Below are 25,472 nucleotides of genomic sequence, written 5' to 3'. Positions count from 1 at the left end.
TTACTGCATTTGCTGTAATTGCAGCATGGCGGCCGCTAAAGTTTCTGTTTCTGTGTTCCCTGAACTGTTTTTAAATCTTGATAAACTTCCGTTTCTGATGTGTCCACCAAGGATGATTCAACCGGAATCACCGCACCTTGAAACAAGTTGGTCATGATGTTGTTAGCACCGACCAATAGCGCCATCACCAGCACGATAAAAATCAGCGTGCGGAAAAACGCATTCAATTCACCGCCAAAGATTAAAATGCCACCGGCTACAACAATACCAACGATGGACAGGGTAAATGCAACCGGACCGGTCACGGAATTACGCAGATTTACCAGCCACGATTCATACGGTAGCGCACCACCGGCGCCAACCGCCGCCAGGGTGTTATTGGCAAACAGAAGCAAACCCAGAAACATGAGAACCAATAGTGCGTAAAACAAAAAGGTGTTTGGTTTGTTCTGTTTCAGCTTCATAATCGACTCCTCAAACAGTATTACAATCGCCGGGTCTGGTAATTGCCGCGTTTAAAACCGTAGACTTCAAGTATTTCGCGCACTTGTCTGCCAAGCTTTGTGCGTGCAATATGAATCACCACATCGACCGCTTCAGCAATGAGCGGCTTGATTTCAGCTGGTGCGTGGTTGTTTCTTGAAATGAGTGACTCCAAACGCGTCAGGCCGGATAACGCATCATTGGCATGTAAGGTGGCGGCGCCGCCTTCATGACCGGTGTTCCAGGCATCCAATAGGTCGAGTGCCTCGGCACCCCGGACTTCACCAACGAGTATGCGGTCGGGGCGCATGCGCAGTGTGGTTCTGAGTAACTGCGTCATGTCGACATCGAGTGTGGTGTGATACTGCACAAAATTCTGAGCCGCGCATTGAATTTCACCGGTATCTTCAAGAATAAAAATGCGTTCTTCCGGGTCGTTGAGCACCATCTCGAAGATGATGGCGTTGATCAATGTTGTCTTGCCTGAACCGGTGCCGCCGATCACCAGGACATTACGATGTTCGTGCACGGCTTGTTTGATGATGTTGCAGTGTCTGGATGACAGCACACCTTTCTCGACATACTGATCAAGCGTAAATATGGCAACCGCTTTTTTACGGATGGCGAAAGTAGGGGAGGTAACCACTGGCGGCAATTGCCCGGCAAAACGGGAATTGTCGAGTGGGAATTCTCCTTCGATGATCGGATTGAACCGGGTGACTTCCTTGCCGTGATATCCGGCAACCGTTTTAATGACTGCTTCGGTCTGAGCAGCCTGAAGATTGCCGATACAGGTAATCTTTTGCCCGAGTTTTTCCTGCCAGATACGTCCGTCGGCATTGACCATGATTTCCACCGTATCCGGGTCTTGCAGGGCGGTTACGATTTCACGGGCATCGCGCTCTAGCTTGCGTTTGGCGCGGTCTTTAACCGATATGATATTGGGTGATTGATCCGGCATGGTAATGTCACCACTTCAATAATTATCAAGTGACATTACGATATAACGAATTTTAAATTGGTGCAATACTTTTTTGTTAATTTTTTCGTTATTTGTTAATTATTGGTTTTTTGCCTTTGCTTTTATTTTATTCTTTTTGGTTTCTTTGGATAGAAAGGTGCGATTTTTTTTATCCCATTGATCAACCTGATACGCTTCATATTCGCTTAGTACACCACCTTTCCAAACAAAGCCTTTGGGCAGTTTGCCGGGTTTGCGTTTGGCGAGCATCTCAAGGTCGGTAAGTTTCATATCGGAACTGTCGAGTAACATCGGCAGTGGCGTTTCTAAAGCTTCAGCAATCGCTTCGATAATTCTGAGTGACGGATTGGCTTTGTCGTTGGTTAAGTCGGTAAAGAAGGCAATCGAAACACCTGCTTTCTTGGCCAGCTCCGACTTGGTCATGCCTTTCTCATCAAGGATGCGCAAAATATTTGTGATCAGGATCAGGTTGTACATGTAATAATAACTACTCTGGTTGCAGGGTTTAAGCCGCTTAAAGCAATGCCGGTCATTGTTTTGCAGCTGTAAAGCTGGTATTTTAATCCATCAGCAAGAAAAAAAAGAACAGTATCAACAGACTGGATTCTAATATACAGTGAACCAAGAAAAAACAATAAGATGTAGCTAGGAGGAGGAAGTAAAATGATTCAGCCAAATGATGTGCTGTGTGATTAACAAGCATTGTTATTGACAGTTAACCCTGTCAATAAACACTATTGCAAATAATGTATTGATTGATCATCTGGCTAAACAGTAATTGTATTACTGTGAGTGAAACGAGTTAGCTTAATTAATGCGGTTAGCGAACGGATGGAAGAGAAGCGGGTACCTGGTTTTTGGACAGGAGACACAGATCAGGTTTTATCGATGATGCCATCTGCCATTTCATGTTTCCCGGCCTGACTTTTGCAGACACCAGTTCGCATTCAATATCGTGCCCGCCAGATCAAATGCTCGCCAATAGTGTTGCTTGACACAATAAAAATCAATAAACACACAGGATACATATGACAGCAAGAAAGCGAGGAGCCGGTGCCGGTAAAAAAACCACTGCGCCTGCAACGCCAATGGGTGCTACTGAAATCGATCTTGATTTGATTGTTGAAGATAGTAATCAACCGAGGAAGGAATTCAACCAGGATACGCTGCGCGAGTTAACGGAAACCGTTAAACTTAGGGGGGTGAAATCACCGATATCGGTACGTCCCAATCCGGAGAAACCGGGAACCTATATCATCAATCATGGCGCCAGACGCTATCGTGCCAGCATCAATGCCGGATTAAAAACCATACCGGCGTTTATCGATGCTGATTACAGTGAAGCCGATCAGGTAATCGAGAATCTGCAACGGGATAATCTGACATCAAGAGAGATTGCCGATTTTATCGGCCGACAACTGGCTGCCGGTAAAACCAAATCTGAGATTGCCAGACGTATCGGCAAAACCAATCCGTATATTACCACCCATGCAGCCTTACTCGATCTGCCCGACCCCATCGATGAAATCTACCGCACAGGACGATGCACCGATGTGACAGCCATTTATGATTTGACGAGATACTACAGGGCGAATAAAGAAGAAGTCATTAACTGGCTCAACTTGAGCGCGCCGGAAGAGATATCCAGGCTGGATGTAAAACAGTTCGGCAAATTCCTGGAGCAAAAAAAGCAACAAGGCTTCATTGATTCGGGCGAACAAGCGCAACAAACAGAAGAAAAACCCGAAACAGCTACAGATCAGCAAAAAACAAACCCAAAAAGCACGCAGGCTTCATTGCTCGATTCTGTTTATCATCTGATTAAAAAAGGCAAGCGCAATCCAAAAGATTTAGTGCGGGATTTATCCAAAGATGATAAGAAGCGGCTCACAACCAACGTGAAAGACTACTTTGAAAAAGGCAGGCATTGTTCGAACAGGATTCAGTACACTATCAATGCACTGCAGGACGGACGCTTCTCAGCCAAAGGCAGTGGTGCTTTGCAATTGATTGCTTTTTTGTATGGTGCAGAGAGATCAACAAACTTTGATCTGTTCAAAATTCTGGATGAACTCGCCAATCAGGAAACAGGTTAGATAAATCAATTCGTGTACGCAACCTACCAGCAATCAACTAACGATTAGATAAAAGAAAAACAAAAATGACAACCCAGAAACTGCGCATTGTTGTAATGAACGGACAAAAGATTATTCAGGCTATGGTCAATAATGAATGGGAAACCGCTGGTACCATCAAAAAAGCGGAAGAGGGTATCAAACCCGGCATCTATAATATCTACCTGGCTAAAACCCCTGAAGACAAAAAACAGTATGAAGGCAAGATTTTATACGTCGACAAGGAAAATGAAGTTTTTTATCAGCAGGCTGGAAAAGATTTTATTGTGCATCAGTTAAATGCGATTAATGGCAAGCCTATTGCCGGGAAGGATGTGGCTATCGAATATGATGGACAAAAAGCGAATTTGACACAAACTGATGCACTTAAGAAGAAAAAGGTATTAAAAATTTAAAGGTCTAAATTTCTTTTGTTTTTTAGCTGTAAATTGCAATACGCTGAACCTATGGCGATCATTCGTTTTGTTTTCAACTCTATTCAAATTACGATTGATCCGTGTCAAAACTTTGTTGCTTTCTTTTTTCCTGAAACTGCAGGATTAAACTGTAGATGACTGGAAATACCAGCAGCGTCAGAATAAGTACTGTAAACATACCACCTAATACCGGTGCCGCAATGCGATGAGTGACATCTGCGCCGCTGCCAGTGGCCATCATGATGGGTATTAAGCCGATCATAGTGGAGAATGCCGTAATTGAAACTGGCCGCACACGCATAGCCGTTGCTGCTTCAACCGCTTCTTTGATTTCTGAGGGAGATAGTAACGCCTGTTTTTGTTTGCGCAATTTAGCAATTTCAATGTCGATAAAATTTAATACCATCACACCTGTTTCGGCAGCCGTCCCGGCTAGCGCTATAAAACCAACATAAACTGCGACAGAGAGATTAAATCCGAGACCGTATACTAACCATATGCCACCAATAAGACCGAAAGGAACGGTCAGCATCACGATAATAGGCTCAACCATGTTGCGAAAGGTCAGGTAGAGTAAAAAGAAAATCAATAAAAGTGTTAACGGCACTACAATGCGAAGTTTTTCTGCGGCCCGTTCCATGTATTCGAACTGACCGGACCAACTGATGGTGTAGCCAGCAGGAAGCACTACTTGGCTTTCTATAAGCGTTTTTGCTTTTGTTACAAAACCGCCGATGTCGGAGGTTTTTAGGTCTACATAAATCCAGGCATTAGGACGCGCATTTTCACTTTTAATGGAAGGCGGTCCACGCCTTAGCGTAAGATCGGCCACCAGTGACAACGGGATTTGTGCACCGGTTGGAGTCGGGATTAACGTACGCTTCAGACTCTCCAGATCATCCCGTAATTCGCGAGGATAGCGCAGATTGACAGGATAACGTTCCAGACCTTCCACTGTTTCAGTAATGTTCATGCCACCAATTGCGCTTTGAATCACGTCTTGAACGTCACCCACCGTTAAACCATAGCGTGCAGATTCATCGCGTTTGATATCAAAATCCAGATAATACCCGCCAGCGGCCCGGTCACCAAAAGCAGATAGTGTTTCCGGCATGGTTTTCATGACTTGTTCAATCTGTTCAGATAATTGCTGTAACTTATCCAGATCAGGCCCGGAAACCTTGATGCCGACAGGCGTTTTAATACCAGTCGATAGCATATCAATACGTGTTTTGATTGGCATGGTCCAGGCGTTGGCTACGCCAGGGAAATTAATAGCCCGATCCATTTCAGAAACCAGTTCTTGCATGGTTTTGTTTGGATCAGGCCATTCCGAACGGGGTTTAAGCCGTATTGTCGTTTCTATCATCGATAAGGGGGCAGGATCGGTTGCGGTCTCGGCGCGACCAATTTTGCCAAAGACATGGTGCACTTCAGGAAAGGTTTTAATGATTTTATCAGTTTGTTGCAAAAGCTCTTTAGCTTTGGTGATGGAAATGCCGGGAAATGTACTGGGCATGTAGAGTATATCGCCCTCATCCAGCGGTGGCATAAATTCACTGCCGATTTTGGATAACGGATAGAAGGTTGAAGCAAGTAGCAGCATAGCCAGTACTAATGTCGCTGCCCGCCAACGCATGGCCAGCTTGAGTATTGGCGAATGAATGAAATGCAAGAAGCGGTTAGCAGGGTTCTTTTTCTCGGGAATAATTTTGCCGCGAATAAAATAACCCATCAATACGGGTATAACGGTAATAGTTAAGATGGCTGCTGCAGCCATCGCATAGGATTTGGTATAGGCCAGTGGGCTGAACAGCCGGCCTTCCTGTGCTTCCATCGCAAAAATGGGTATAAATGATACGGTAATGATGAGTAATGAAAAAAACAGTGAAGGCCCTACCTCACGAGAAGCTTTGCCAATGACCTGCCAACGTTCTTTTTTGGTTAACTCGGCCTTTTTCCTGGCGACTGCTTCACCCAGATGTTTATGGGCATTCTCCACCATCACGATGCCGCCATCGACCATGTCGCCAATCGCGATGGCAATGCCTCCTAAAGACATGATATTGGCATTGATGCCCTGCCATCTCATGACAATAAATGCCATCAATACAGCCAGTGGCAGCGTAATAACAATGACTAATGATGAACGTAGATGCAGTAAAAACAAGCCAACTAATACACAAACGATAATCAGTTCCTGAATCAACGCTGTATTCAATGTGGCTACCGCGCGTTCAATCAATGCGCCACGGTCATAGACAGGAATAATTTCGACACCTTCTGGTAATCCTTGTTTGAGTTCGTTCAGTTTTTCACGTACTCCCAGTATGGTCGCTTGTGCGTTATCACCATAACGCATGATGACAATACCACCGGCGACTTCGCCTTCGCCGTTTAACTCGACGACACCACGGCGCAGTTCGGGGCCGATTTGGACTTGTGCGACGTCTTCTAAACGAATGGGTGTGCCATTGGCGTCAACACCAACCGGAATGCTTCTAATATCATCAAGCGATTGGATATAGCCTAAACCACGCACCATATATTCCGTTTCGGCCATTTCAACCACTCTGCCGCCGACATCATTATTCGAGCGTTGAATGGCATACTTCACTTTGGACAAGGGTATACCGTAAGCGAGTAATGCATTGGGGTTAACTTCTACTTGATATTGTTTGACATAACCACCGACTGACGCGACTTCTGACACACCGGGTACTGTTTGCAATGGATAACGTAAATACCAGTCCTGTATGGAACGCAATTGCGCCAAGTCGTGCTTGCCCGTTCTGTCAACCAGTGCATATTCGTAAACCCAGCCGACACCGGTTGCATCCGGTCCCAACGATGGATTGACCCCCTGCGGCAGTCGCTCATTAGCATAGTTGAGGTATTCCAGCACCCTGGACCTGGCCCAATACATATCGGTATCATCTTCAAAAATGATATAAACGAATGACAATCCAAAGAAAGAATAACCGCGCACCACTTTTGCATGCGGCACCGCCAACAGCGCTGTGGTCAACGGATAGGTAACTTGATCCTCTACTACCTGGGGTGCTTGTCCGGGGTATTCAGTAAACACGATGACCTGTACATCCGACAGGTCTGGAATAGCGTCTAAAGAAATATTTTTAAAAGACCAGTATCCTGCCGCTGCCAGTACAACTACCACCAGCAGAACCATAAAACGATTATTTAGCGATCCATTGATGATGGCATTAATCATGTTGATGCGGTCCTTCCTCTATCTGTAACGGGCTGGGTTTGGATTCTTTTTCTTTTAATCCTGGTTTTATCATTTTTGCTGTGGCTTCACGCAAACTGGATTCAGAATCAATCAGGAACTGGGATGAAGTAACGACTTCTTCGCCTTCTTCCAATCCATCCAGCACAATCACTTTTCCATCAGCTGCCACGCCGGTTGTAATTGTCCGTGGTTCAAATTTTCCAGCGCCACGTGCAACCAGCACCTTGTCGCGTGTGCCTGAACGGATAACCGCCTCGGATGGAATCACTAATGCGCGTTTTTGTTTGCTTGCATAGATTGACACCTCGGCAAACATGTCAGGTTTTAATAACAATTCAGTATTTTTAAAATCAAGGCGCACTTTGATTGTTCGTGTTTTGGCTTCGGCATATGGGTAAATGAAAGCCAGGTGTCCTCTGAAAACACGTCCGGGAATGCCCGCCAGCCGCATTTCAACCAGATCACCCAACTGTACCCAGGGTAATTCATTTTCGTAGATATCAGCATATACCCAGACTGTGGACAAGTCAGCGATCAAGTAAATCTCAGTGGCCGGTGTCACATACTGGCCTTCACGGGCACCAACATGAACCACGATGCCAGAAGCCGGGCTATGAATATGCAAGGTTTTATGTATGTTATGGTCTCGTGTCAGATCATGCAGTTGATGTTCCGGAACATCCAGGAGTTTTAGCCGTTCGAGCGCGCTGCTGACCAGTTCTTCCGCGCCACGACGAATGTCTGCAATAGGGCTTTGTTTTAATATGTGGAGATTGTTTAAAGCCAGGACGTATTCCTGCTGGCTGACAACCAGCTGGGGAGAGTAAATACTGAGTAAATCCTGATTTTTCTTAACCTTCTCACCGGTTTTGTCTACACGCATGGTTTCAATCCATCCTTCGACCTTAGGATGTAATCGAACGATACGTTCTTCATCATAATCCACGCGACCGACTGTTCGAACGATATGCGACAGTATGTCCCTTTCAACAATCGCGGTACGTACCCCTATATTTTGTGCAACGACTGGATCGATTTTGACTGTGCCCGCTGGTTGATCGTCTCTACTGTCATCATCGGCGTAAACCGGAATATAATCCATGCCCATTGGATCTTTTGCGGGAACGGGAGAGGTAACCGATGGATTCATCGGGCTACGGTAGAAAAGCGGTTGACTGTTTTGTTCCGAGCGCGCAGCCTGACTGTCATCCTGTTGATGTTGTGTAATCGCCAGCTGTATATAATCGTTAGCCAACCAGCCCCCGCCGATACCTATCATCAACATTACAACAGCAACGATTATTAATGGTTTATTCATAAATTTCTTCCTTGCCAACTGCGGCCATTAATTTTGCTAAAGCCTGATTGGCTTCAGCAAAAGTACTCCAGTATTGCAGTTCATTATTTAATAGACTGATCTGGCTGCGGACCAGATTCAGGAAATCGACTTTGTTGACCTGATAACCAACCAGCATGGATGCCACAGTCTGTCTTGCCTGAGGAATGATGCCGGTTTTAAACAATACCGTCTGTTTCGAGGCGCGTTGAAAATCGCTATAGCTTTGTGAGATCTCGGCGCGTATGTTATTCCATTCGTCCTGTAGCATATATTTCTGCTGCATTAACTCACTGTTACGCTGATCAACTGCCTTCGCTTGCTTCCGGTCCAAAAAAATCGGAACGTTCATACTCAAACCAAGGGTTAAAAAATCATCCCGATCAATACCCGTTGGATTATCACGCCGGAATCCATAAGAAGCCCGTAACTTAAAGTCTGGATAAAAATCTTTTTTAGCCAGATCAACGCGGACCCTTGCGGCATTGACAGATTCATGTTTCGATGCCAGCAAGGCCCTGGAGTGTTCGGCCACCTGGTACAATGCAGTTTCAGAAAGAATGGTCGGTAATTCTTCTGCTATTTCTTCAGGTAATGTTATTGATTGGTTGGCAGCTCTATCCAGTAATGCATTGAGCTTCGCAACGGAATTATGTCGCGCGCCTTGCAGCCTAAGCTGTTGATCCAGCAGGTTGGACAGCTCCAGTTGTGCCAACAAAATATCTTGTTGCAGCCCTTCACCCACTTCATATTTTGTACGTGTGATCTGAATAAACTGTTCCAGCAGCAGCTGGTTGTCTTTTACGACTTGTAACGCACGATCCAGGTAGAAAATTTGCCACCATACTTGTTTAACGTTACTGAGTAACCACCACCGCGCTTCCGTTACATTCTCGAATGCAGCTTTTGCTTCAAAACTCGCAGCTGAGCTGCGTAATGCCAGTTTTCCTGGAAAAGGAATTGCCTGCGAAATTCCCGGCCCGATTTGCGTCATGTCCACCTGAGCAGTACTGAATGTATCAACGGGCAGATTTGCGGCACTGAAACTGATTTCAGGGTCAGGCAGCGTGCCAACCTGTGATGGAATCGCTGCCATTGCCTCGGCGCGCGCCCGCATTTGCGCTAAATCCGGATTATTCCGGATCGCTATTTCTGTCGCCGATTTTAGTGTTAAAGAATCATGATCTGCTCCGGCGAACACATTGTTTACAAGTAACAATAAACCTAATATAACGTTGCTTAGAATGATGAAAAGTGAAGACATAATGCGCCATACTCGTAATAAAAAGCTTAACGTGAAGGAAACTTTGCCCTTAACCCGTTAAATGCTTTTTGTCGTGTAATTAATCAGGATCAGAATGAAATTTATTCGATCATCGATGAAATCCATCAAGCTCAATATAGATAATGCCTGACCACTTTTAAGCCCGTGGATTTCTTGTTACTGTTCAGGATGAATTATGCGAGAGGAGGACGTTGAAATTGTTCAGGAATGAACGAATCAGATTGAGCTGTAATCGCGAAATTACAGGAAATACAATTGGGAGAGGATGGATCAGAGAGTATAGTAGGGATATAGCTGCTACAGCTTACATGACATAAGGTGTCCACCTCACATTCTTGGCCAGAAGCCGTGTTACTTGTTTCTTTGAAATGAAGCGTATGCTGGTGGTCATCAGTTATAGGAAAATCAACGGCATTGATTTTATTAACTGTATTTTCTTCATGCATGCACGGCAGCTCCGTAAAAGCAAACGCTCCTTGCAATGGTAACCAAAGCATGATTAAAACCAAAAGTAATCTGTTTGCTCTTCGCTTCTTTAACACTCGGTTTTTATTTGATAATCGATAATTATATGATCACACCAATTATTGTCCTTTTACATTAAAGTGTTGTCAGTGTCAAGCTGGATACCTAGCTTGACGAGAAACTCGCGGTAATGACTAAGATAACCAAAAATATGCCCATAACATACTTTGGTATTATGATAGCGCGGTGGTTCAGAAACACAGGCCTCAGCGCATTTTTGACAAAGCTCTTGGTCATGTCTTTCCAGGCAAGCGAAACAAGGGATATGAAGAGAAGCACGGCTGTAACTGGAAACAAAAATGGCGTGTAGTCAACAAAACTTAGACCAAGAGCGCTGAGCAATCCGGCATAAAGCGGCCAACACGCCGGACATGTAAGTATCGGCAAGGCCACAAATGCCGAGGCCAGAAAGGACGGTAATGCTATGAAAAACTTTTTCATTGATGCAGGTTTTCTCGCAATGCCACCATAATTGTTTCTACATCCGGCGCATTCTGACCGTCTTCATAAACACGACAAGATTTAGCCTGACAGCACTCACCGGGGTCGCCGGCGACATCCTTTCCTTCTACCAGAATACTGGGGGAACCAAAGTCTTTGACATGTTCTGGAACATTATCGTTATTTTGATCCCATTCTTGCCAGTCAGCTTCAATACCAAGCGCGGAACACGCCTTATGCAGATTTTCCCGAGCGGCGTTAGCATTCGGACATTCTTTAAAATAGATAAATTCAATATTCATATCTCTTTCTCCTTTTTATCAAGTGAGTCTACAATTGGGCATTCATCAACGGAGGCTGCCGTATCAGTGCATGCCCTAAGAAGCGCGGTCAGATCTTTTTCTATGGCTTGCAAGCTTTTGATCTTGAGAATGACATCGGTTATTTTCTTCTCAGCCAGCGCTTTTACTTCACCACAAGTCGTATCGGGATCGTTTTTTAGCCGTAACAGTGTGCAGATTTCTTTGAGCGAAAATCCTAAATCCTTGGCCCGTACCACAAAAAGGAGGGTATCGGCAGAACTTTCATCAAACTCGCGATAGCCGGAATCACGTACCGAAACAGGCTTGATAAGTCCTTCCCGCTCATAATAACGAATGGTATCAACGCTTATGTTTGCCTTGTCTGCGAGTTCACCGATTAGCATAATTACCTCCTTGCATCGTTACTCTAGACTATGGACTATACTCCAGAGTCAAGTATTAAATCTAACGAATAAGATGAGATTGTAAGTGCAACGTGTTAGCTGATTTGTAAACTTACACAGGATTCTAAACTTATCCCTAAGTTACATTTTTTGTTTCTCCATGATTTTGGGGTAATGCACTTAAATCGTATACGTATCGGCCACGCCATAATGAAAAAATAGCTGGAAAAACAATTAATACCAGAATCAATGTCGAGCCTGTACCACCCAGCATAGGTGCAGCGATGCGTTTCATAACATCAGCACCACTTCCGCTACTGTACATGATAGGCAGCAGGCCCAAGAACAGCGTCAGGCTGGTCATCAACATTGGACGAATACGTTGACTTGCTCCCTCAGCAATCGTGTTTTTCAGGTCTGTTCTGGTTTTAAGCGAACCGTCTGCGACATGTCTGCGCCAAGCGAGATCTAAATACAGCATCATCAATAGTCCTAATTCAACCGACAGACCGGCCATCGCAATCATGCCGACCACGACGGCAACGCTCAAATTGTAACCGAGCGCGGCCAGTAGCCAGATACTGCCGATTAACGAAAATGGCAGTGCTGTCATAATGATCAGTGTTTCGGTTATTGATTTTCGATGCATATAAAGCATAAAAAAGATTAAGATTATGGTCAGTGGCACCAGAATTGCCAGGCGTGCTTTAACGCGTTCGAAATACGTAAATTGTCCAGCCCAATCAATACGGTATCCTGGTGTTATTTCCACATTTTCAGTGACAACATCGCGCGCCAGATCAACATAATCGGCAATACCGATCTTGTCACTGACATCAACGAACACAAAACTGACAAGCTGACCATCTTCATTTCTGAGCATTGGCGGCCCCGTACGAAAGCGAATATTAGCAACCTGTGTAATCGGGATCTGTGCACCGGTCGGGGTTGCAACGAATACGCGCTCAAGCGCTGCAATATTGTCACGGTATTCGCGGGCATAGCGTACAAGAATATCGTAGCGTTCACGGCCTTCAACGGTCTCGCTTACCTTGATGCCCCCGATTGCGGATTCGACTACGGACTGTATGTCGTTCACATTAAGGCCAAACCGTGCTGCGGCTTTGCGATCAATGTCGAAATCCAGAAAGTATCCACCCGTTGTGCGCTCAGCGAAAGCGCTGCGTGTATAAGGTGCAGTACGTTCATTATCAATTAGTGCGCGTTCAATATTGATCGCAATGGATTCGACTGTCGAAAGATCGGCCCCAAAAACTTTGATACCGAGTGACGAACGTATGCCGGTTGCCAGCATTTCGGTACGTGTTTGTATCGGCATCCACCAGATATTCGGCATTCCAGGAAATCGCATTGCATTATCCATTTCACCGATCAATGTGTCCCAGGTCACCCCTTCACGCCATTCAGTTTCAGGTTTTAGCATAATATTGGTTTCGATCATCGATAAAGGAGCCGGATCCGTAGGACTGGTACTGCGGCCAACCTTGCCGAATACTCTTTCGACTTCAGGAAATTTTTTTAACTCGCGATTCATGGTTTGCATGACGCGCGTAGCTTCCTCAACGGAAATATTTGGCAGTGTAGTCGGCATATAAAGAATACTGCCTTCATTAAGTGGCGGCATGAATTCAGAGCCGAGGCTACGGTATACGGGTACCGTTGCAGCCAGTGCTAACACTGCTAGGATAATAACTGGCCAGCGCCAGCGCACCGAAAATTTTACTATCGGCATATAGCATTTCGTTAATCCTGTGTTCAGCCAGCTATGATCACTATGAATGCGTCCCTTGATCAGAAGAACAGTCAGTGCCGGGATCAGCGTCACTGACAGCAATGCTGCGAAGAACATCGAATAGGTCTTGGTGTAGGCCAAGGGCTTGAACAAACGGCCTTCAGTACCTTCGAGAGCAAATACGGGAATAAAAGAAACAGTAATGATCAATAGTGAAAAGAAAATGCTGGGACCAACTTCCTGCATGGCTTCGATCACAGCACGTATTCTAGCTTCACCCTGGAGGATTTCGTTTTGCAGGCGCTTATGAATATTATCAATAATGACAATTGCGGCATCGACCATGGCACCAATGGCCACGGCGATACCGCCAAGCGACATGATGTTCGCGGTTAGCCCCTGATAAAACATCGGAATGAACGAAAGCAATATGGCAATGGGCAACGTTACAATTGCTACGATTGCTGACCGCACATGGAGGAGAAATAACCCGATAACTAACGACACGATCAACATTTCATGAATGAGCGTATTTTGTAGTGTTTCAATCGCGCGTTCAATCAAACTGGAGCGATCATAAACAGGAACAATTTCGACGCCGGGCGGTAAGCTGGTTTTGAGAGTATCTATTCGATTTTTGACTCGATTAATAACATCTAGGACATTTTCTCCGTAGCGTATGACAACAATACCACCGACTGTGACGCCTTCGCCATCCAAATCTGCCTGTCCGCGCTGTAATGCAGGCCCCAGACTAACGGTCGCCACATCAACAACGCGAATCGGTATGCCGCCATCACCTACACCGATTACAACATCTTTGAGATCCTCAACTGATTTGACATAACCGCGTCCACGAATGAATTGTTCATGTCCGGCGACTTCCAAAACACGCCCGCCGACATCTTTATTGGAGGCGCGGACTGCTGCTATTACTTTATCTAGAGAAATACCGTAGGATGACAGCTTATTAGGATCAATATTAATCTGGTATTCCTTGACGAAACCGCCTACTGAGGCAATTTCAGCAACGCCTTCAACGGCTTCGAGTGCATAACGCAAATTGAAATCTTGCAAACTGCGTAAGTCTGCCAAGCTCCGATTGCCACTTTTATCAACCAGTGCATACTGATATCCCCAACCAACTCCAGACGCATCTGGCCCCAACGTCGGCTGTATGGCATCCGGCAGTTTGGCGGAAGCTGAGTTCAGATACTCGAGCACGCGTGAACGCGCCCAGTAGATGTCTGTCCCATCTTCAAAGATTACATAGACAAATGATAATCCCATAAAACTTTGTCCGCGAACAGAACGTACCCCAGGTGCAGCAAGCAGCGTAGTTGTCAACGGATATGTAATCTGGTCTTCGATCAAATCCGGACTGCGTCCAGGCCAATTGGTAAACACAATCACCTGCACATCCGATAGATCAGGGATAGCATCGAGTGGTGCACTGATGAATGAACGATAGCCCCATATGGTTGCGACAAGAACCAGCATTACAGTGAGAAGCCAATTGCGCGCCGAAAAACCAATCACCGCTTCGATCGGGCTCAGTTTTCTCTTGTTGTCATTGGTGTTTACCATTGCTCTATCCCCGTTTTCAGGCGTGTCTCCGCTGCGATGAGAAAATTACCCGAAGTAACCACAATGTCACCGGCTGACAGGCCATCGAGTACTTCAACATATCCCTGTGCAGTACGTCCTGTTTTGATGCGAACGGGTTTGAGGCGGCCTTGCCCAAGATCCATAAAAACAACTCGAGTATCTCCGGCCACGATGATGGCTTCCTCTGGAACGCTGAGCCGTTGCCCCAGTCCCGCTTGCAAAAGTACTTCAGCGTACATATCGGGTTTCAGCTCGCCATCAGGATTTTCCAATGACAGCCGAATACGACCGGTACGGCTGTCACTCTGAAGATAAGGATAAACATATTCAACGATTGCCGAATACGTCCGTCCTGGCAAATATGGCAATGTAAAGCTTGCAGCCATACCGACCCGCACTAATTCTAGGTCAGCTTCAAAAACTTCCGCTTCGATCCATACACGAGAAAGATCGGCAATCTTTAATAGCGTCTGTTCTTTACGAACCGAGCTGCCGTCTGCGATATTCCGTTCAATCAAGGTGCCGCTACGTGGTGCATAAATAGCGACATAATCTTGCGGCGATCCGCGTTGTTCCAGAGCCTTAATCTCCTTTGGAGACATATCCCATAATGCCAGTCGTTGGCGTGCCGCACGTAGCAGTCCATCTTCAGAGCCGTTATTTTGTCGGCGCTTTAGCGTTTCAAGATATTCTTGCTGGGCGGCCAGTAGTTCAGGACTGTAAACTGTAAATAGTATCTGGTTCTTTGTAACCTTAGCACCGACATAATTGGCTTTTAGATCACCAATATAACCGTCGAATTTTAGCGCAACATGCGACAATAATTGTTCATCAAACATGACTTCACCGACTGCTCGAATTGATTTTATTAATTCGCGGTGAGATACTACGTCCGACTCAACGCCAATCATTTGTCTACGACGGCTGTCGATTGTGATGACGTCGGCATCGTCAGTTGTTTTTGTTACACCATCTACAGGTGCGGCTCCCGCGACGATTGCAAGGTCTTTACGGTCAGTGGCAAGATCGAATTGAAGGCGCTTCTCATCGTGTTGCGGATCTTTGATTGTGATAGTTAGCGGCCACTCACCACGCATGGACAGATGCATTGTTCCCACATAGCGCCCCGGTGCGTTCTCTTTGAGATCTACAGGTGCGCGCATCGCCGGCATGGCACCCATGGCTGGCATCTCTGCGTAAGCGTCGATGGCGACAGACACTGGATTCTCGCTAGAATCGCGAACTTCAATAATCAATTCATTGCTTCCCACGCGAGGAATACTAGGCTTAATGCCTAGACCAATATTTAATCCGTTTACCTGATAACGAAACAAATTGTCCTCGGCAACCGCAACTGATTCAGGTGACACTTTTGTGCTTGACTCAGATAAAATAAAATAGGTTCCGCCAGTTAAAATTGCCAATACCGAAATACCGGTTAACCACAAAAATTTCTTTGAATATTTCATTGTTTTACCCCGACTGAGATTGGTAGCGACAAATTGATCGATGCGCCTGTCCAACGCTCGAGCTCGGCAAGACGCCTTACATAATCGGCACGTGAGCGCGCATGTGCAAGGTCAGTACTAAGTTTGCGTTGCTCAGCGGTAATGACATTGAGAAAACCGCCGGCGCCACTTTGATAGTCTGCAATTGCTGAATCAAGGTATTCTTCTGCGAGGGGAATAAGCTTATCTTGGTACAGTACCACTGATGACTGCGCTTCGATTACTTCCGCACGTGCTTGTGCGAGATCTGCCAACAACTCTGCCCGCCGTTCAATCAGCAACCATTCGGCACGACGTGTTTCGGCTCGCGCCTGATTCAATATAGATCTTCGTTTACCGCGATCAAGTGGTATATTGATCGAAACACCCAAAATAGGCCGTTTGTCGGCATCATCCCAAAGACTGTTATAGCCCATGCCGACCTGAAAATCAGGTAAAAATGCTTTTTCAGCTAAGGTAATACGGCTTTCACCTGCAGAAATTCGTGCGTTCAATTGAGAAAGTTCAGGATGATGCGTCAATGCCAAAGCTTGCAATTCTTGAAATGTCGGAGGTTGCTGACGAGAAACCACAATCTGCTCGGCTTCCGGCAATGAAGTGTCTGGTGGCTGATTGAGTAACGCATTAATACGTGCCTGTATTGCGACCTGTTGTCGGAGAAGGATTAGTTCCTGCTTTTTAAGATTGTTCAGTTCAACTTCTGCTTGCAGTGCATCTTGTTTGGTTGCAAGACCAGTTGCATAGCGTACTTGAGTGGTCACAGTTAATTCATCAAGTAGCGCTTGCGTTGCATGGTGGATGTTCAATGCCTCATGGATAAAGTACCACTCAGCATACGCTGCTTTGGTTTGGGCGATAACCAGCAGCTGCAGCATGTCAGCCTCGCTACTGACTGCGAGTGCATCATTCCGGGCGACTTCCTTTCGAGCGGCCAATGTGCCTGGCCAGGGAATTTTTTGACTGACGTCAAATCTTTGATTCACACCCCGACTTGCGTCATGCGTCAGCGGTGCAATACCGTAACTCAAAACCGGATCGTCTAGCGCGCTAGCGGGATCAATGCGATAAGCAGCCGCTTCTGCTGCCGCTTGTATCGCAGCTAGGCCAGGATTGACTTCAAGGACCCACGATGCCAACTGCTCGGCGGTTAAATATTGATCGGTTTTAAAACCGGTATAAGTTTGTTGTGGAGGATCACTCCACACGGGAACAGCGATTAGCGTTAGAAAAACACTAAAAACAGTGTATCGCAATAATATGGAATGCAATGTTCATCTCCTTGTGTTGGTTCAACTAAATAGGGACGTATTCGTACGCGATTGAACGAAGGTCAAAAGTGGAATCAGGATAAGGAGGTAGGATTAAATACGCAGTCGTTGCGTAATGAGATAAGTGCTAGAGCCAGATGAACCGATAATTGGCTGGAAATTGACTACTAAAACTGCGACAGAATATGGTGAGGCGGGGATATCAAAATAATTGACAATAATAGCTTGAGGCGGGTCTACATCAGAACGTATCTCAGCTGGCTTGGCAAATGATGCGTTTTGTTTTGCTTCATCGGCATTGATACTGATTTCAATTGATTTGTCACAGCAGGCCCCTTTATTCGGGCCGAACATTACATCGCAGCTATGATTCACGCAATCTTTATCAGCGCTATTGCCATCGCAACAACATTCGTGGAATACATCCGTATCCATCATCGCGCATGTAAAAACGGTTTTTGCTTGCAATGACCCGATAGTCGTCATGAACAAAAACAGCAGTGCAACTAGAAATGAGGATATCCGATAATTCATTGATATGATTGACTTGACAATACGACAAGCTGAGTGTAGCACGTATCAAATAGGAACGAACGAGAAAATCAGGCCGCCAGCGTGCCAGGTCAATGCAAGCAGTGCAAGCCAAAATAAGAGTCGCTCGCTGAAAATATCATCACTGCTTGAAAATCCGGCAGATTGCATATTATAGGATACTGATTTGGAATAATATTCAAACAATATTGTATTAGAGCAATGCTAATCATGGTGCAAAACATCCTCAAGGATTAATTGCGAGCTTCAACACTGAAATAAATCACTTGACCTTCCAATTATTGGAAGGTTTAACATGGCAGTTTCAATAAATAAATCAGTGAAAAAATAATCATGAGAAACCCATATCCGCACAATCCTAAGGAAATGAGCATGAATATTGGTCAGGCTTCCCGCGCCTCTGGCATATCAGCAAAAATGATTCGCTACTACGAAGCTATTGGGCTTATTCCTAAAGCCACGCGTTCATACTCAGGATACCGGCACTACGATGAACGTGACATTCATGTTTTGCTATTTATAAATCGCGCGCGTGCAGCAGGTTTCAGTATCGCACATATAAAAAAACTGTTGTTGCTTTGGCAAGACCGCCGGCGACCAGCACGTGAAGTTAAGCAGCTTGCCACATCTCATCTGAAAGAACTTAGAGAAAAAATTTCTGAGCTGCAGTCAATTGCTGAAACATTGTCCCAATTGATCGGGCATTGCCGCGGTGATGATCGCCCAGACTGTCCTATTCTGGATACGCTATCAGATAAAGACGCAACCCAAGAATTTGCAGAAACTTCTAAACCGAATCGTCTTCACTCTTCTGTTCGGCAGAGTTCGTCGAAACAATGTGTAAAAACAAAATAAACGCTGAATATGGAGAAATAGCATGAAACAATTTGCAAAAATCGCCTTAATTATATATCTACTGACTGTGCATTCAACGCGTGCAGACGACAATCATCAATTGCACGTCGCTGGTGGGGAACAGCTAGGAACGGTTTCGTTTCATGTTTCGTGCACACCACCTGCGCAGGAATTATTTAATCAAGCGATCGCGATGCTTCATTCATTTTGGTATGACGAGGCAGAAAAGACATTTCGTCGTGTTACAGCAGTTGATAAAAACTGCGCTATGGGTCACTGGGGTGTGGCAATGAGCCTTTATCACCAGTTATGGGCAACGCCACCGACGCCTGAAGAGTTGCAAAAAGGACAAAACGCCCTGCGACTTGCTGAACAACTAGACATCAAAACCGAAAGGGAGCGTACTTTTATCGAAGCCGTGCGTCATTTGTACCAATTTGACGACACGCCAAATTACACAACAAGAAAGCTGGCCTACCAGAAAGCGATGGAGAAAGTGTTTACAGACAACCCGGACGATTCCGAAGCTGCCGTTTTCTACGCGCTGGCGTTAATTTCCACCGCTTCACCAAATGATAAAACTTATTCGAATCAGAAGAAAGCATTAAAACTGTTGCAAACGGTACTACAAAAAGAACCTGCTCATCCAGGCGTTGCGCATTACATCATTCACAGCAGCGACTATCCTGAACTGGCCAAATTCGGACTTAATGCGGCTAGAAAGTATGCGCAAATCGCTCCAGCGGTGCCGCACGCTTTACATATGCCATCACATATATTCATCAGGCTGGGAAAATGGCAGGAAGCTGTCGATGCCAATTTAGCTGCGTACCATGCAGCAAAAAATTACACCCAGGCGAATAATAGTCAAATGGCTGTCTGGGATCAACAGATGCATTTCATGGATTATATGATGTATGCCTATCTGCAACTGGGGCAAACAGAAAAAGCTGAAAAAATTCTGCGAGAAGTTACAGCTATCAAAAAAGCCCACCCCGAAAATACTACGACCGCTTATGCATTTGCAGCTATCCCGGCACGCTACGCAGTTGAACTCGGCTACTGGCAGGAAGCTGCCGGATTAAACATTTATCCGGTCGATTTTCCATGGAATAAATTTGGTTGGTGTGAATCGATTATCCATTTTGCGCGAGGTTTGGGCGCGTCCAGAATTGGAAAAATTGATGAAGCCCGGTTCGCTCTGAATCAAATCGAGGCACTCCGAGACTCTGATAGAGCAGCCAATAAACACTACACAGCAGAGCAAATAGAAATACAACGTTTGGTGGTAGCAGCCTGGATTGCTTATAGTGGAGGCAAGATGAAAGATGCAGAAAACCTGATGCGAGAATCAGCCGAGCTGGAAGATTCCACTGAAAAGGATAACGTAACACCGGGGGCGATAAGACCGGCAAGAGAATTGTTAGGTGAATTATTGCTCGAACTGAAAAAACCCGAGGAAGCACTGAAAGAATTTGAAACCTCATTGATTCGAACACCTAATCGTCGGAATGGTATTTATGGAGCTATGCAGGCAGCAAGACTGAGTGGTCATAAACAAAAGGCACAGCATTATGAACAACAGTTACAGCAACTGACTGCGGCAAATCAAATTAATTTATCCAAATGAAATAGGAGCATGGTTTTTTACTCTTTCACAGTGGAAAATCCTTTTTGAAGGTAAATAAACGATGGAACAAAAAAAATCTGAGCAAGGCCGTGAATCCCGCACATGCAGCGATCATAATCCAGTCCATGCGAAAAAATCCCCTGATGTATCTCAATCTGATGAGACAACTGTAATTTACACCTGCCCCATGCATCCGGAAATTCGGCAAAACGGGCCGGGAAACTGCCCGATTTGCGGCATGGCGCTGGAACCAGAGACGATGACCGGTGAAGAAAGTGAAAACCCCGAGCTCACCGATATGCGTAGACGGTTCTGGATTGGACTGGTTCTGACATTACCGGTTTTTACCCTGGAAATGGGTAGTCACATTTTCAATCTGCATCAATATATAGATGGAACGCTTTCCAACTGGATACAGCTTGTACTGGCCACGCCTGTTGTGCTTTGGGCCGGAAAGCCGTTTTTTGAGCGCGGCTGGGATTCACTGAAAAGCCGCAATCTGAATATGTTTACGTTGATTGCTATGGGCACGGGTGTGGCCTGGTTATACAGCATAGTGGCAACACTGGCGCCCGGCATTTTCCCTGAAGCATTCCGGCAGGATGGCGTTGTTGCAGTCTATTTTGAAGCATCGGCGGTAATTACAGTGCTTGTGCTGCTCGGACAGGTTCTGGAACTTAAAGCGCGCGAGCAGACAGGCGGGGCAATCCGCGCGTTGCTTGATCTCGCGCCGAAAACAGCGCGCAGGATTACGAAAAATGGCGACGATGAAGATGTGCCGCTGGATCAAATCAAGGTGGGCGATCTGTTGCGTGTCCGCCCGGGAGAAAAGGTTCCGCTGGATGGTCTAGTCACCGAAGGCCGGAGTGCTGTCGATGAATCCATGGTTACCGGCGAATCGATGCCTGTCAAAAAAGAGCAAGACAGCAATGTGATCGGCGGAACCATGAATCAGACTGGCAGTTTTATCATGAAAACCGAGCATGTCGGTAAAGACACCATGCTCTCGCAAATTGTTCATATGGTTGCCGAGGCGCAACGCAGCCGCGCGCCAATTCAGAGACTGGCGGATGTCGTCGCGTCATGGTTTGTTCCAATCGTCATACTGGTGGCTGTGCTGGCTTTTATTGTCTGGAGTATATTCGGGCCATCACCAGCCTTCAGTTATGCACTGATCGCTGCAGTCAGCGTTTTGATTATCGCCTGCCCCTGTGCGCTGGGACTGGCTACACCCATGTCGATTATGGTGGGAGTTGGTAAAGGAGCACAAGCCGGCGTTCTGATAAAAAACGCAGAAGCACTGGAACGTATGGAAAAGGTCGATACGCTGGTTATTGACAAGACTGGAACATTGACAAAAGGAAATCCGACGGTTACAAATATTATTTCTGCTGCAGAGTTTTCCTCTGATGAACTTTTAGTAATGGCCGCATCATTGGAGCAGGGCAGTGAGCACCCTTTGGCTCATGCCATAGTCAGTGCAGCCAGGCAAAAGGGTTTGGATTTAGAGGATATAAGCAATTTCGATTCACCAACTGGTAAGGGGGTGATTGGAAAAGTCAAAGGACAGAATGTCACGCTTGGTAATGTAATGCTGATGGAAGAACATGCCATCAATGTTTCTTCCGTGTCCGATCAAGCCAATGATCTGCGATCCGATGGCGCAACAGTTATTTTTATCGCCGTTAACGATCAAATTGCTGGTCTTTTGGCTATTGCTGACCCGATCAAGGAAACAACACCGGATGCTATCGAGAAGCTTCAGAAACAGGGTATCCATATTGTCATGCTTACCGGTGACAATCGCCGTACCGCTGAAGCTGTGGCAAAAACACTGGGTATTGAAGAAGTAAAAGCTGAAATTCTGCCGGAGGATAAGGGCAAGATTGTTAAAGAGTTGCGTGCTGCAGGACGCACTGTTGCCATGGCTGGCGACGGAACAAATGATGCGCCTGCGTTAGCTGCAGCCGATGTGGGCATAGCAATGGGCACCGGCACAGATGTAGCAATGGAAAGCGCAGGAGTAACATTACTCAAAGGCGACCTGATGGGTATTGTGCGCGCTCATAAATTATCTGTAGCCACAATGCGCAATATCCGGCAAAACCTGTTTTTTGCGTTTATTTACAACTCCGCAGGCGTGCCGATTGCCGCTGGTGTTTTGTATCCATTATTTGGTGTTTTGCTTTCACCTATTATGGCGGCAGCAGCGATGTCGCTGTCCTCGGTCAGCGTAATAGGAAATGCTTTGCGGTTACGATTGATGAAATTGTAATCGGAGCATGGGCAACTATGGGTGCCATGCATATTCCAGTGAAATTGAACAGCCATTCCGGCGTGCTGAACGCCAATTCCGGGAAATCTGTTTGGCGACAATTAAGGATAGAAAAACAGCAAATGTAAGAATTCAATATTAAGCATTCTTCACCTTTAGCTTCATACTAAACGATTTCTGCAATCCCCGTAAACTCAAGGATGTATGCGAAGCAAACACCCGAAGGGTTTATCCTTAAATTTATGGGGATGGAAGAAAAAATAATTTGAGAGGCTAACAAAAATTTTGTGGAAATGTTCATTTCTAGCCGGAATAGCTGTTCAGGCTGGACCGGAATATGCACCCAGCTGTTCCCAGCCACCATTCAAAAACTTTCTGTTTGCTTTTTTTGAGATTACCCTATGTTACCCAGGTAACGCCACTGCTGCGTAACAATGCAAGCAATTTTGCATCTAGCTGGGGAAAGTGGATTTTATAATCCTAATACTTAATTCTGGCGCACATAACATAATTCCAGTAATTCCAAAGACGACAATTAAAATAATTATAATTTTGCAATTAGAACGGTTGCAACGGATTACGCTGTTGTTCCGTCAGCTTGTTTTTCCAGGCTTGCGGAAGATTTTGCACCCATCCATTATAAATAACTGGTATGGGTAGCAAGCCCTGCCCGCCCATCCCGTCATACGCACGAATTCTGTCATCCATTATTGTATTTTCCGTTGACGTCAGCAATACTCTGCCAACTATTTTTGCATCTACAGGATTACCATCGCCATTCGGATCGATATCCACAACCTGCAATACGTTGGATGACTGGCTGCTAATATATGCATAATATCCGCCGCCCGCTTTGGCTCCAAACTGTACGCCATGACAACCCGCCGCACACGGCAAGGCAGCCACCAATTCATCTGAACGTGTATCCAGAATAGTTATCGTATCCGACAGGATATTAGCTGTAACCATAGCTATACCATCTGGGCTAACCGGTGTTTGAATCGGCAAACCACCAATCGGGCCTGTGATTTCTCCTGTTATAGGATTGTAGTTTTCTAACAGATTGATTGTTTTTAGTACATTGCCTGTTGCAGTTTCAATAACGGTAAAAGTACTGTCCAGAAAATTAGCTACATAATACTTGCTGGAATCCGGCATCATACCTGTGGCAATTGGATGAGATTCGACACCACCAGTGCTTACGATGTTTTGAATGTCGTCCTGAACGAAATCATAGATCGTTGAATCACCAGTAAAAACATTTGGTGTAACCATGGTTTCACCATCATGCCCCATCCAGTGCGCATGTGGACCAGGGCGGCCGATATCAATACGCCTTTCAACTCCTCCAGCTAGTGGCGATAATTCAACCACAGATTCTTCATCATCCGAACCATTGATGGAGACATGCAGTTGATCGGTATCCACGCGAGTCATGACATGTGCGGGTGCTTCGCCAACATCAATACGATCTATAAACTGGCCTGTCATACGGTCGAAAACTGTCAATTTGCTATCAAACCATTCAGTAACATAGATTAGATTCTGGTCCCGGTCTGTCCACATATTGTGCGGATTGTTCATTTCTATATCCGGAAAAAATACCTTGCGCTTTACTTCCCAGGTAGACGCATCTACTACGGCGGCAGCCCCCGGTTTGCGTTTATTGGCTGTTTTCTCGAATTGCGTGTTTATCCAAACCTCGCCAACACCTGGGAGCGGCGTCAACAACGAAGGCAACGGGATATCATTTCCGTAACGTGCATTCAATACTGCGGCCAGGTTTACAGTTCCAATATCAATTCGAACGTCTACATTGGGGTAGTTAATGTGCCATGGCGCACTTGATGCAAAATTCTGCCAATTTGATGGTTCGGTCAAGACTAGGAATCCACGCAGTAAACGGGTTGCCAAATCGCTGCTAGTAGGTACGGTTATTCCATTGACCAACGTAATGCTATCGCCCAAATCAAGCCCAGGTGTATCAGGATCGTCCACAATCACTGCACCCAACATGAATGGGTGCACTTGGCAAAAAAAAACATATAAGCCAGGTGTTGTTAATTTAACCCTTTCACTGCCCTTTTGCGGCGGCGTATCAAAAGGCATATTTTTTGCGCCAGTTGGGTAAAGCAAGCTAGTCATCGTATGTACAGTATTCGAATCATCCCGTCTGAAATCAACTTCGACACCAGGCTTACCAACCGCAAGAGAACCAGACCCTGCTATTGGACCGTTTGAATTTCTAAACCAATTACCCGGGCCGTCATTGAGCTCGAAACGAATTCGGTCCTCTCCATCGGCCCAAACTAGGTTTGGAATCAATAAAAAAATTGAGATAAATAACCACTTCTTCATTCAGTTCACTCCTTTTGTGATTTTATTGACAATAAATACAAAAATAGACAAACGCTAATAATTTGCATTTATCATTATAAATGATACTTATTTATATAATCTT

General features: G+C 45.6%; 18 protein-coding genes. 5 read left to right on the top strand and 13 right to left on the bottom strand.

Annotation, left to right across the window (positions count from 1 at the left end):
* Positions 1-35 precede the first annotated feature (35 nt).
* The 3 genes from BMX44_RS13255 to BMX44_RS13245 form a co-directional block, all read right to left on the bottom strand.
* Positions 36-464: a TrbC/VirB2 family protein gene (locus tag BMX44_RS13255; protein WP_090633882.1), complete on the bottom strand. Its 429-nt coding sequence runs from the start codon at positions 462-464 to the stop codon at positions 36-38.
* 20 nt (positions 465-484) lie between these two features.
* Entirely contained in the window at positions 485-1,444 is a 960-nt protein-coding gene (trbB, locus tag BMX44_RS13250; RefSeq protein ID WP_090633880.1) for a P-type conjugative transfer ATPase TrbB, read from the bottom strand.
* Positions 1,445-1,543: 99 nt separating this feature from the next.
* On the bottom strand, positions 1,544-1,942 hold the full coding sequence (locus BMX44_RS13245; protein ID WP_090633878.1) for a helix-turn-helix domain-containing protein: 399 nt from the start codon (positions 1,940-1,942) through the stop codon (positions 1,544-1,546).
* Between the two features lie 551 nt (positions 1,943-2,493).
* On the opposite strand from BMX44_RS13245, the gene BMX44_RS13240 reads away from it, so the two are divergent.
* Both BMX44_RS13240 and BMX44_RS13235 read left to right on the top strand, forming a co-directional pair.
* On the top strand, positions 2,494-3,561 hold the full coding sequence (locus tag BMX44_RS13240; protein WP_090633876.1) for a ParB/RepB/Spo0J family partition protein: 1,068 nt from the start codon (positions 2,494-2,496) through the stop codon (positions 3,559-3,561).
* A 65-nt stretch (positions 3,562-3,626) separates the two neighbouring features.
* Complete coding sequence (locus BMX44_RS13235; protein WP_090633874.1) at positions 3,627-3,995, top strand: KfrB domain-containing protein; 369 nt, start codon at positions 3,627-3,629, stop codon at positions 3,993-3,995.
* 88 nt (positions 3,996-4,083) lie between these two features.
* Here BMX44_RS13235 and BMX44_RS13230 read toward each other — a convergent pair whose 3' ends face one another.
* The 9 genes from BMX44_RS13230 to BMX44_RS13185 form a co-directional block, all read right to left on the bottom strand.
* On the bottom strand, positions 4,084-7,248 hold the full coding sequence (locus BMX44_RS13230; protein ID WP_090633872.1) for an efflux RND transporter permease subunit: 3,165 nt from the start codon (positions 7,246-7,248) through the stop codon (positions 4,084-4,086).
* Entirely contained in the window at positions 7,241-8,587 is a 1,347-nt protein-coding gene (locus BMX44_RS13225) for an efflux RND transporter periplasmic adaptor subunit (protein ID WP_090633870.1), read from the bottom strand. Before BMX44_RS13225 ends, BMX44_RS13230 begins: the two co-directional genes overlap by 8 nt.
* The gene (locus BMX44_RS13220) at positions 8,580-9,869 is read right to left on the bottom strand and encodes a TolC family protein (RefSeq protein ID WP_090633868.1); all 1,290 of its coding nucleotides are present in this window, start codon (positions 9,867-9,869) and stop codon (positions 8,580-8,582) included. Before BMX44_RS13220 ends, BMX44_RS13225 begins: the two co-directional genes overlap by 8 nt.
* 983 nt (positions 9,870-10,852) lie before the next feature.
* Positions 10,853-11,158, bottom strand: a complete 306-nt coding sequence (locus tag BMX44_RS13210; RefSeq protein ID WP_090633864.1) for a hypothetical protein — start codon at positions 11,156-11,158, stop codon at positions 10,853-10,855.
* Positions 11,155-11,562, bottom strand: a complete 408-nt coding sequence (locus BMX44_RS13205) for a heavy metal-responsive transcriptional regulator (protein WP_090633862.1) — start codon at positions 11,560-11,562, stop codon at positions 11,155-11,157. The genes BMX44_RS13210 and BMX44_RS13205 overlap by 4 nt, the downstream gene beginning before the upstream one ends.
* Positions 11,563-11,698: 136 nt before the next feature.
* Entirely contained in the window at positions 11,699-14,902 is a 3,204-nt protein-coding gene (locus BMX44_RS13200) for an efflux RND transporter permease subunit (RefSeq protein ID WP_090633861.1), read from the bottom strand.
* Positions 14,896-16,392, bottom strand: a complete 1,497-nt coding sequence (locus BMX44_RS13195) for an efflux RND transporter periplasmic adaptor subunit (RefSeq protein WP_090633858.1) — start codon at positions 16,390-16,392, stop codon at positions 14,896-14,898. Before BMX44_RS13195 ends, BMX44_RS13200 begins: the two co-directional genes overlap by 7 nt.
* The gene (locus tag BMX44_RS13190) at positions 16,389-17,699 is read right to left on the bottom strand and encodes a TolC family protein (RefSeq protein ID WP_090633855.1); all 1,311 of its coding nucleotides are present in this window, start codon (positions 17,697-17,699) and stop codon (positions 16,389-16,391) included. Before BMX44_RS13190 ends, BMX44_RS13195 begins: the two co-directional genes overlap by 4 nt.
* 93 nt (positions 17,700-17,792) lie before the next feature.
* The gene (locus BMX44_RS13185; RefSeq protein WP_143056955.1) at positions 17,793-18,137 is read right to left on the bottom strand and encodes a hypothetical protein; all 345 of its coding nucleotides are present in this window, start codon (positions 18,135-18,137) and stop codon (positions 17,793-17,795) included.
* Between the two features lie 486 nt (positions 18,138-18,623).
* Here BMX44_RS13185 and cueR point away from each other — a divergent pair, with 486 nt between their 5' ends.
* The 3 genes from cueR to BMX44_RS13170 all read left to right on the top strand — a co-directional run bounded on the left by cueR (position 18,624) and on the right by BMX44_RS13170 (position 23,011).
* Positions 18,624-19,106 (top strand): Cu(I)-responsive transcriptional regulator, encoded by a 483-nt coding sequence (cueR, locus tag BMX44_RS13180; protein WP_090633850.1) that lies wholly within the window; start codon positions 18,624-18,626, stop codon positions 19,104-19,106.
* Between the two features lie 22 nt (positions 19,107-19,128).
* A complete protein-coding gene (locus BMX44_RS13175; protein ID WP_090633848.1) occupies positions 19,129-20,736 on the top strand; it encodes a tetratricopeptide repeat protein in 1,608 nt (535 codons plus the stop codon).
* Positions 20,737-20,797: 61 nt separating this feature from the next.
* Positions 20,798-23,011, top strand: coding sequence for a copper-transporting P-type ATPase (locus tag BMX44_RS13170; RefSeq protein ID WP_090633845.1), 2,214 nt, complete (start codon positions 20,798-20,800; stop codon positions 23,009-23,011).
* Positions 23,012-23,569: 558 nt separating this feature from the next.
* Here the strand turns inward: BMX44_RS13170 and BMX44_RS13160 are convergent.
* Complete coding sequence (locus BMX44_RS13160) at positions 23,570-25,369, bottom strand: copper oxidase (RefSeq protein ID WP_090633841.1); 1,800 nt, start codon at positions 25,367-25,369, stop codon at positions 23,570-23,572.
* Positions 25,370-25,472 lie beyond the last annotated feature (103 nt).

Source organism: Nitrosomonas marina (genome assembly GCF_900110145.1).
In the GTDB taxonomy this organism is placed as follows: domain Bacteria; phylum Pseudomonadota; class Gammaproteobacteria; order Burkholderiales; family Nitrosomonadaceae; genus Nitrosomonas; species Nitrosomonas marina.
The sequence above is the reverse complement of the archived record's forward strand: the minus strand, read 5'-3'. Positions and strand labels throughout refer to the sequence as shown.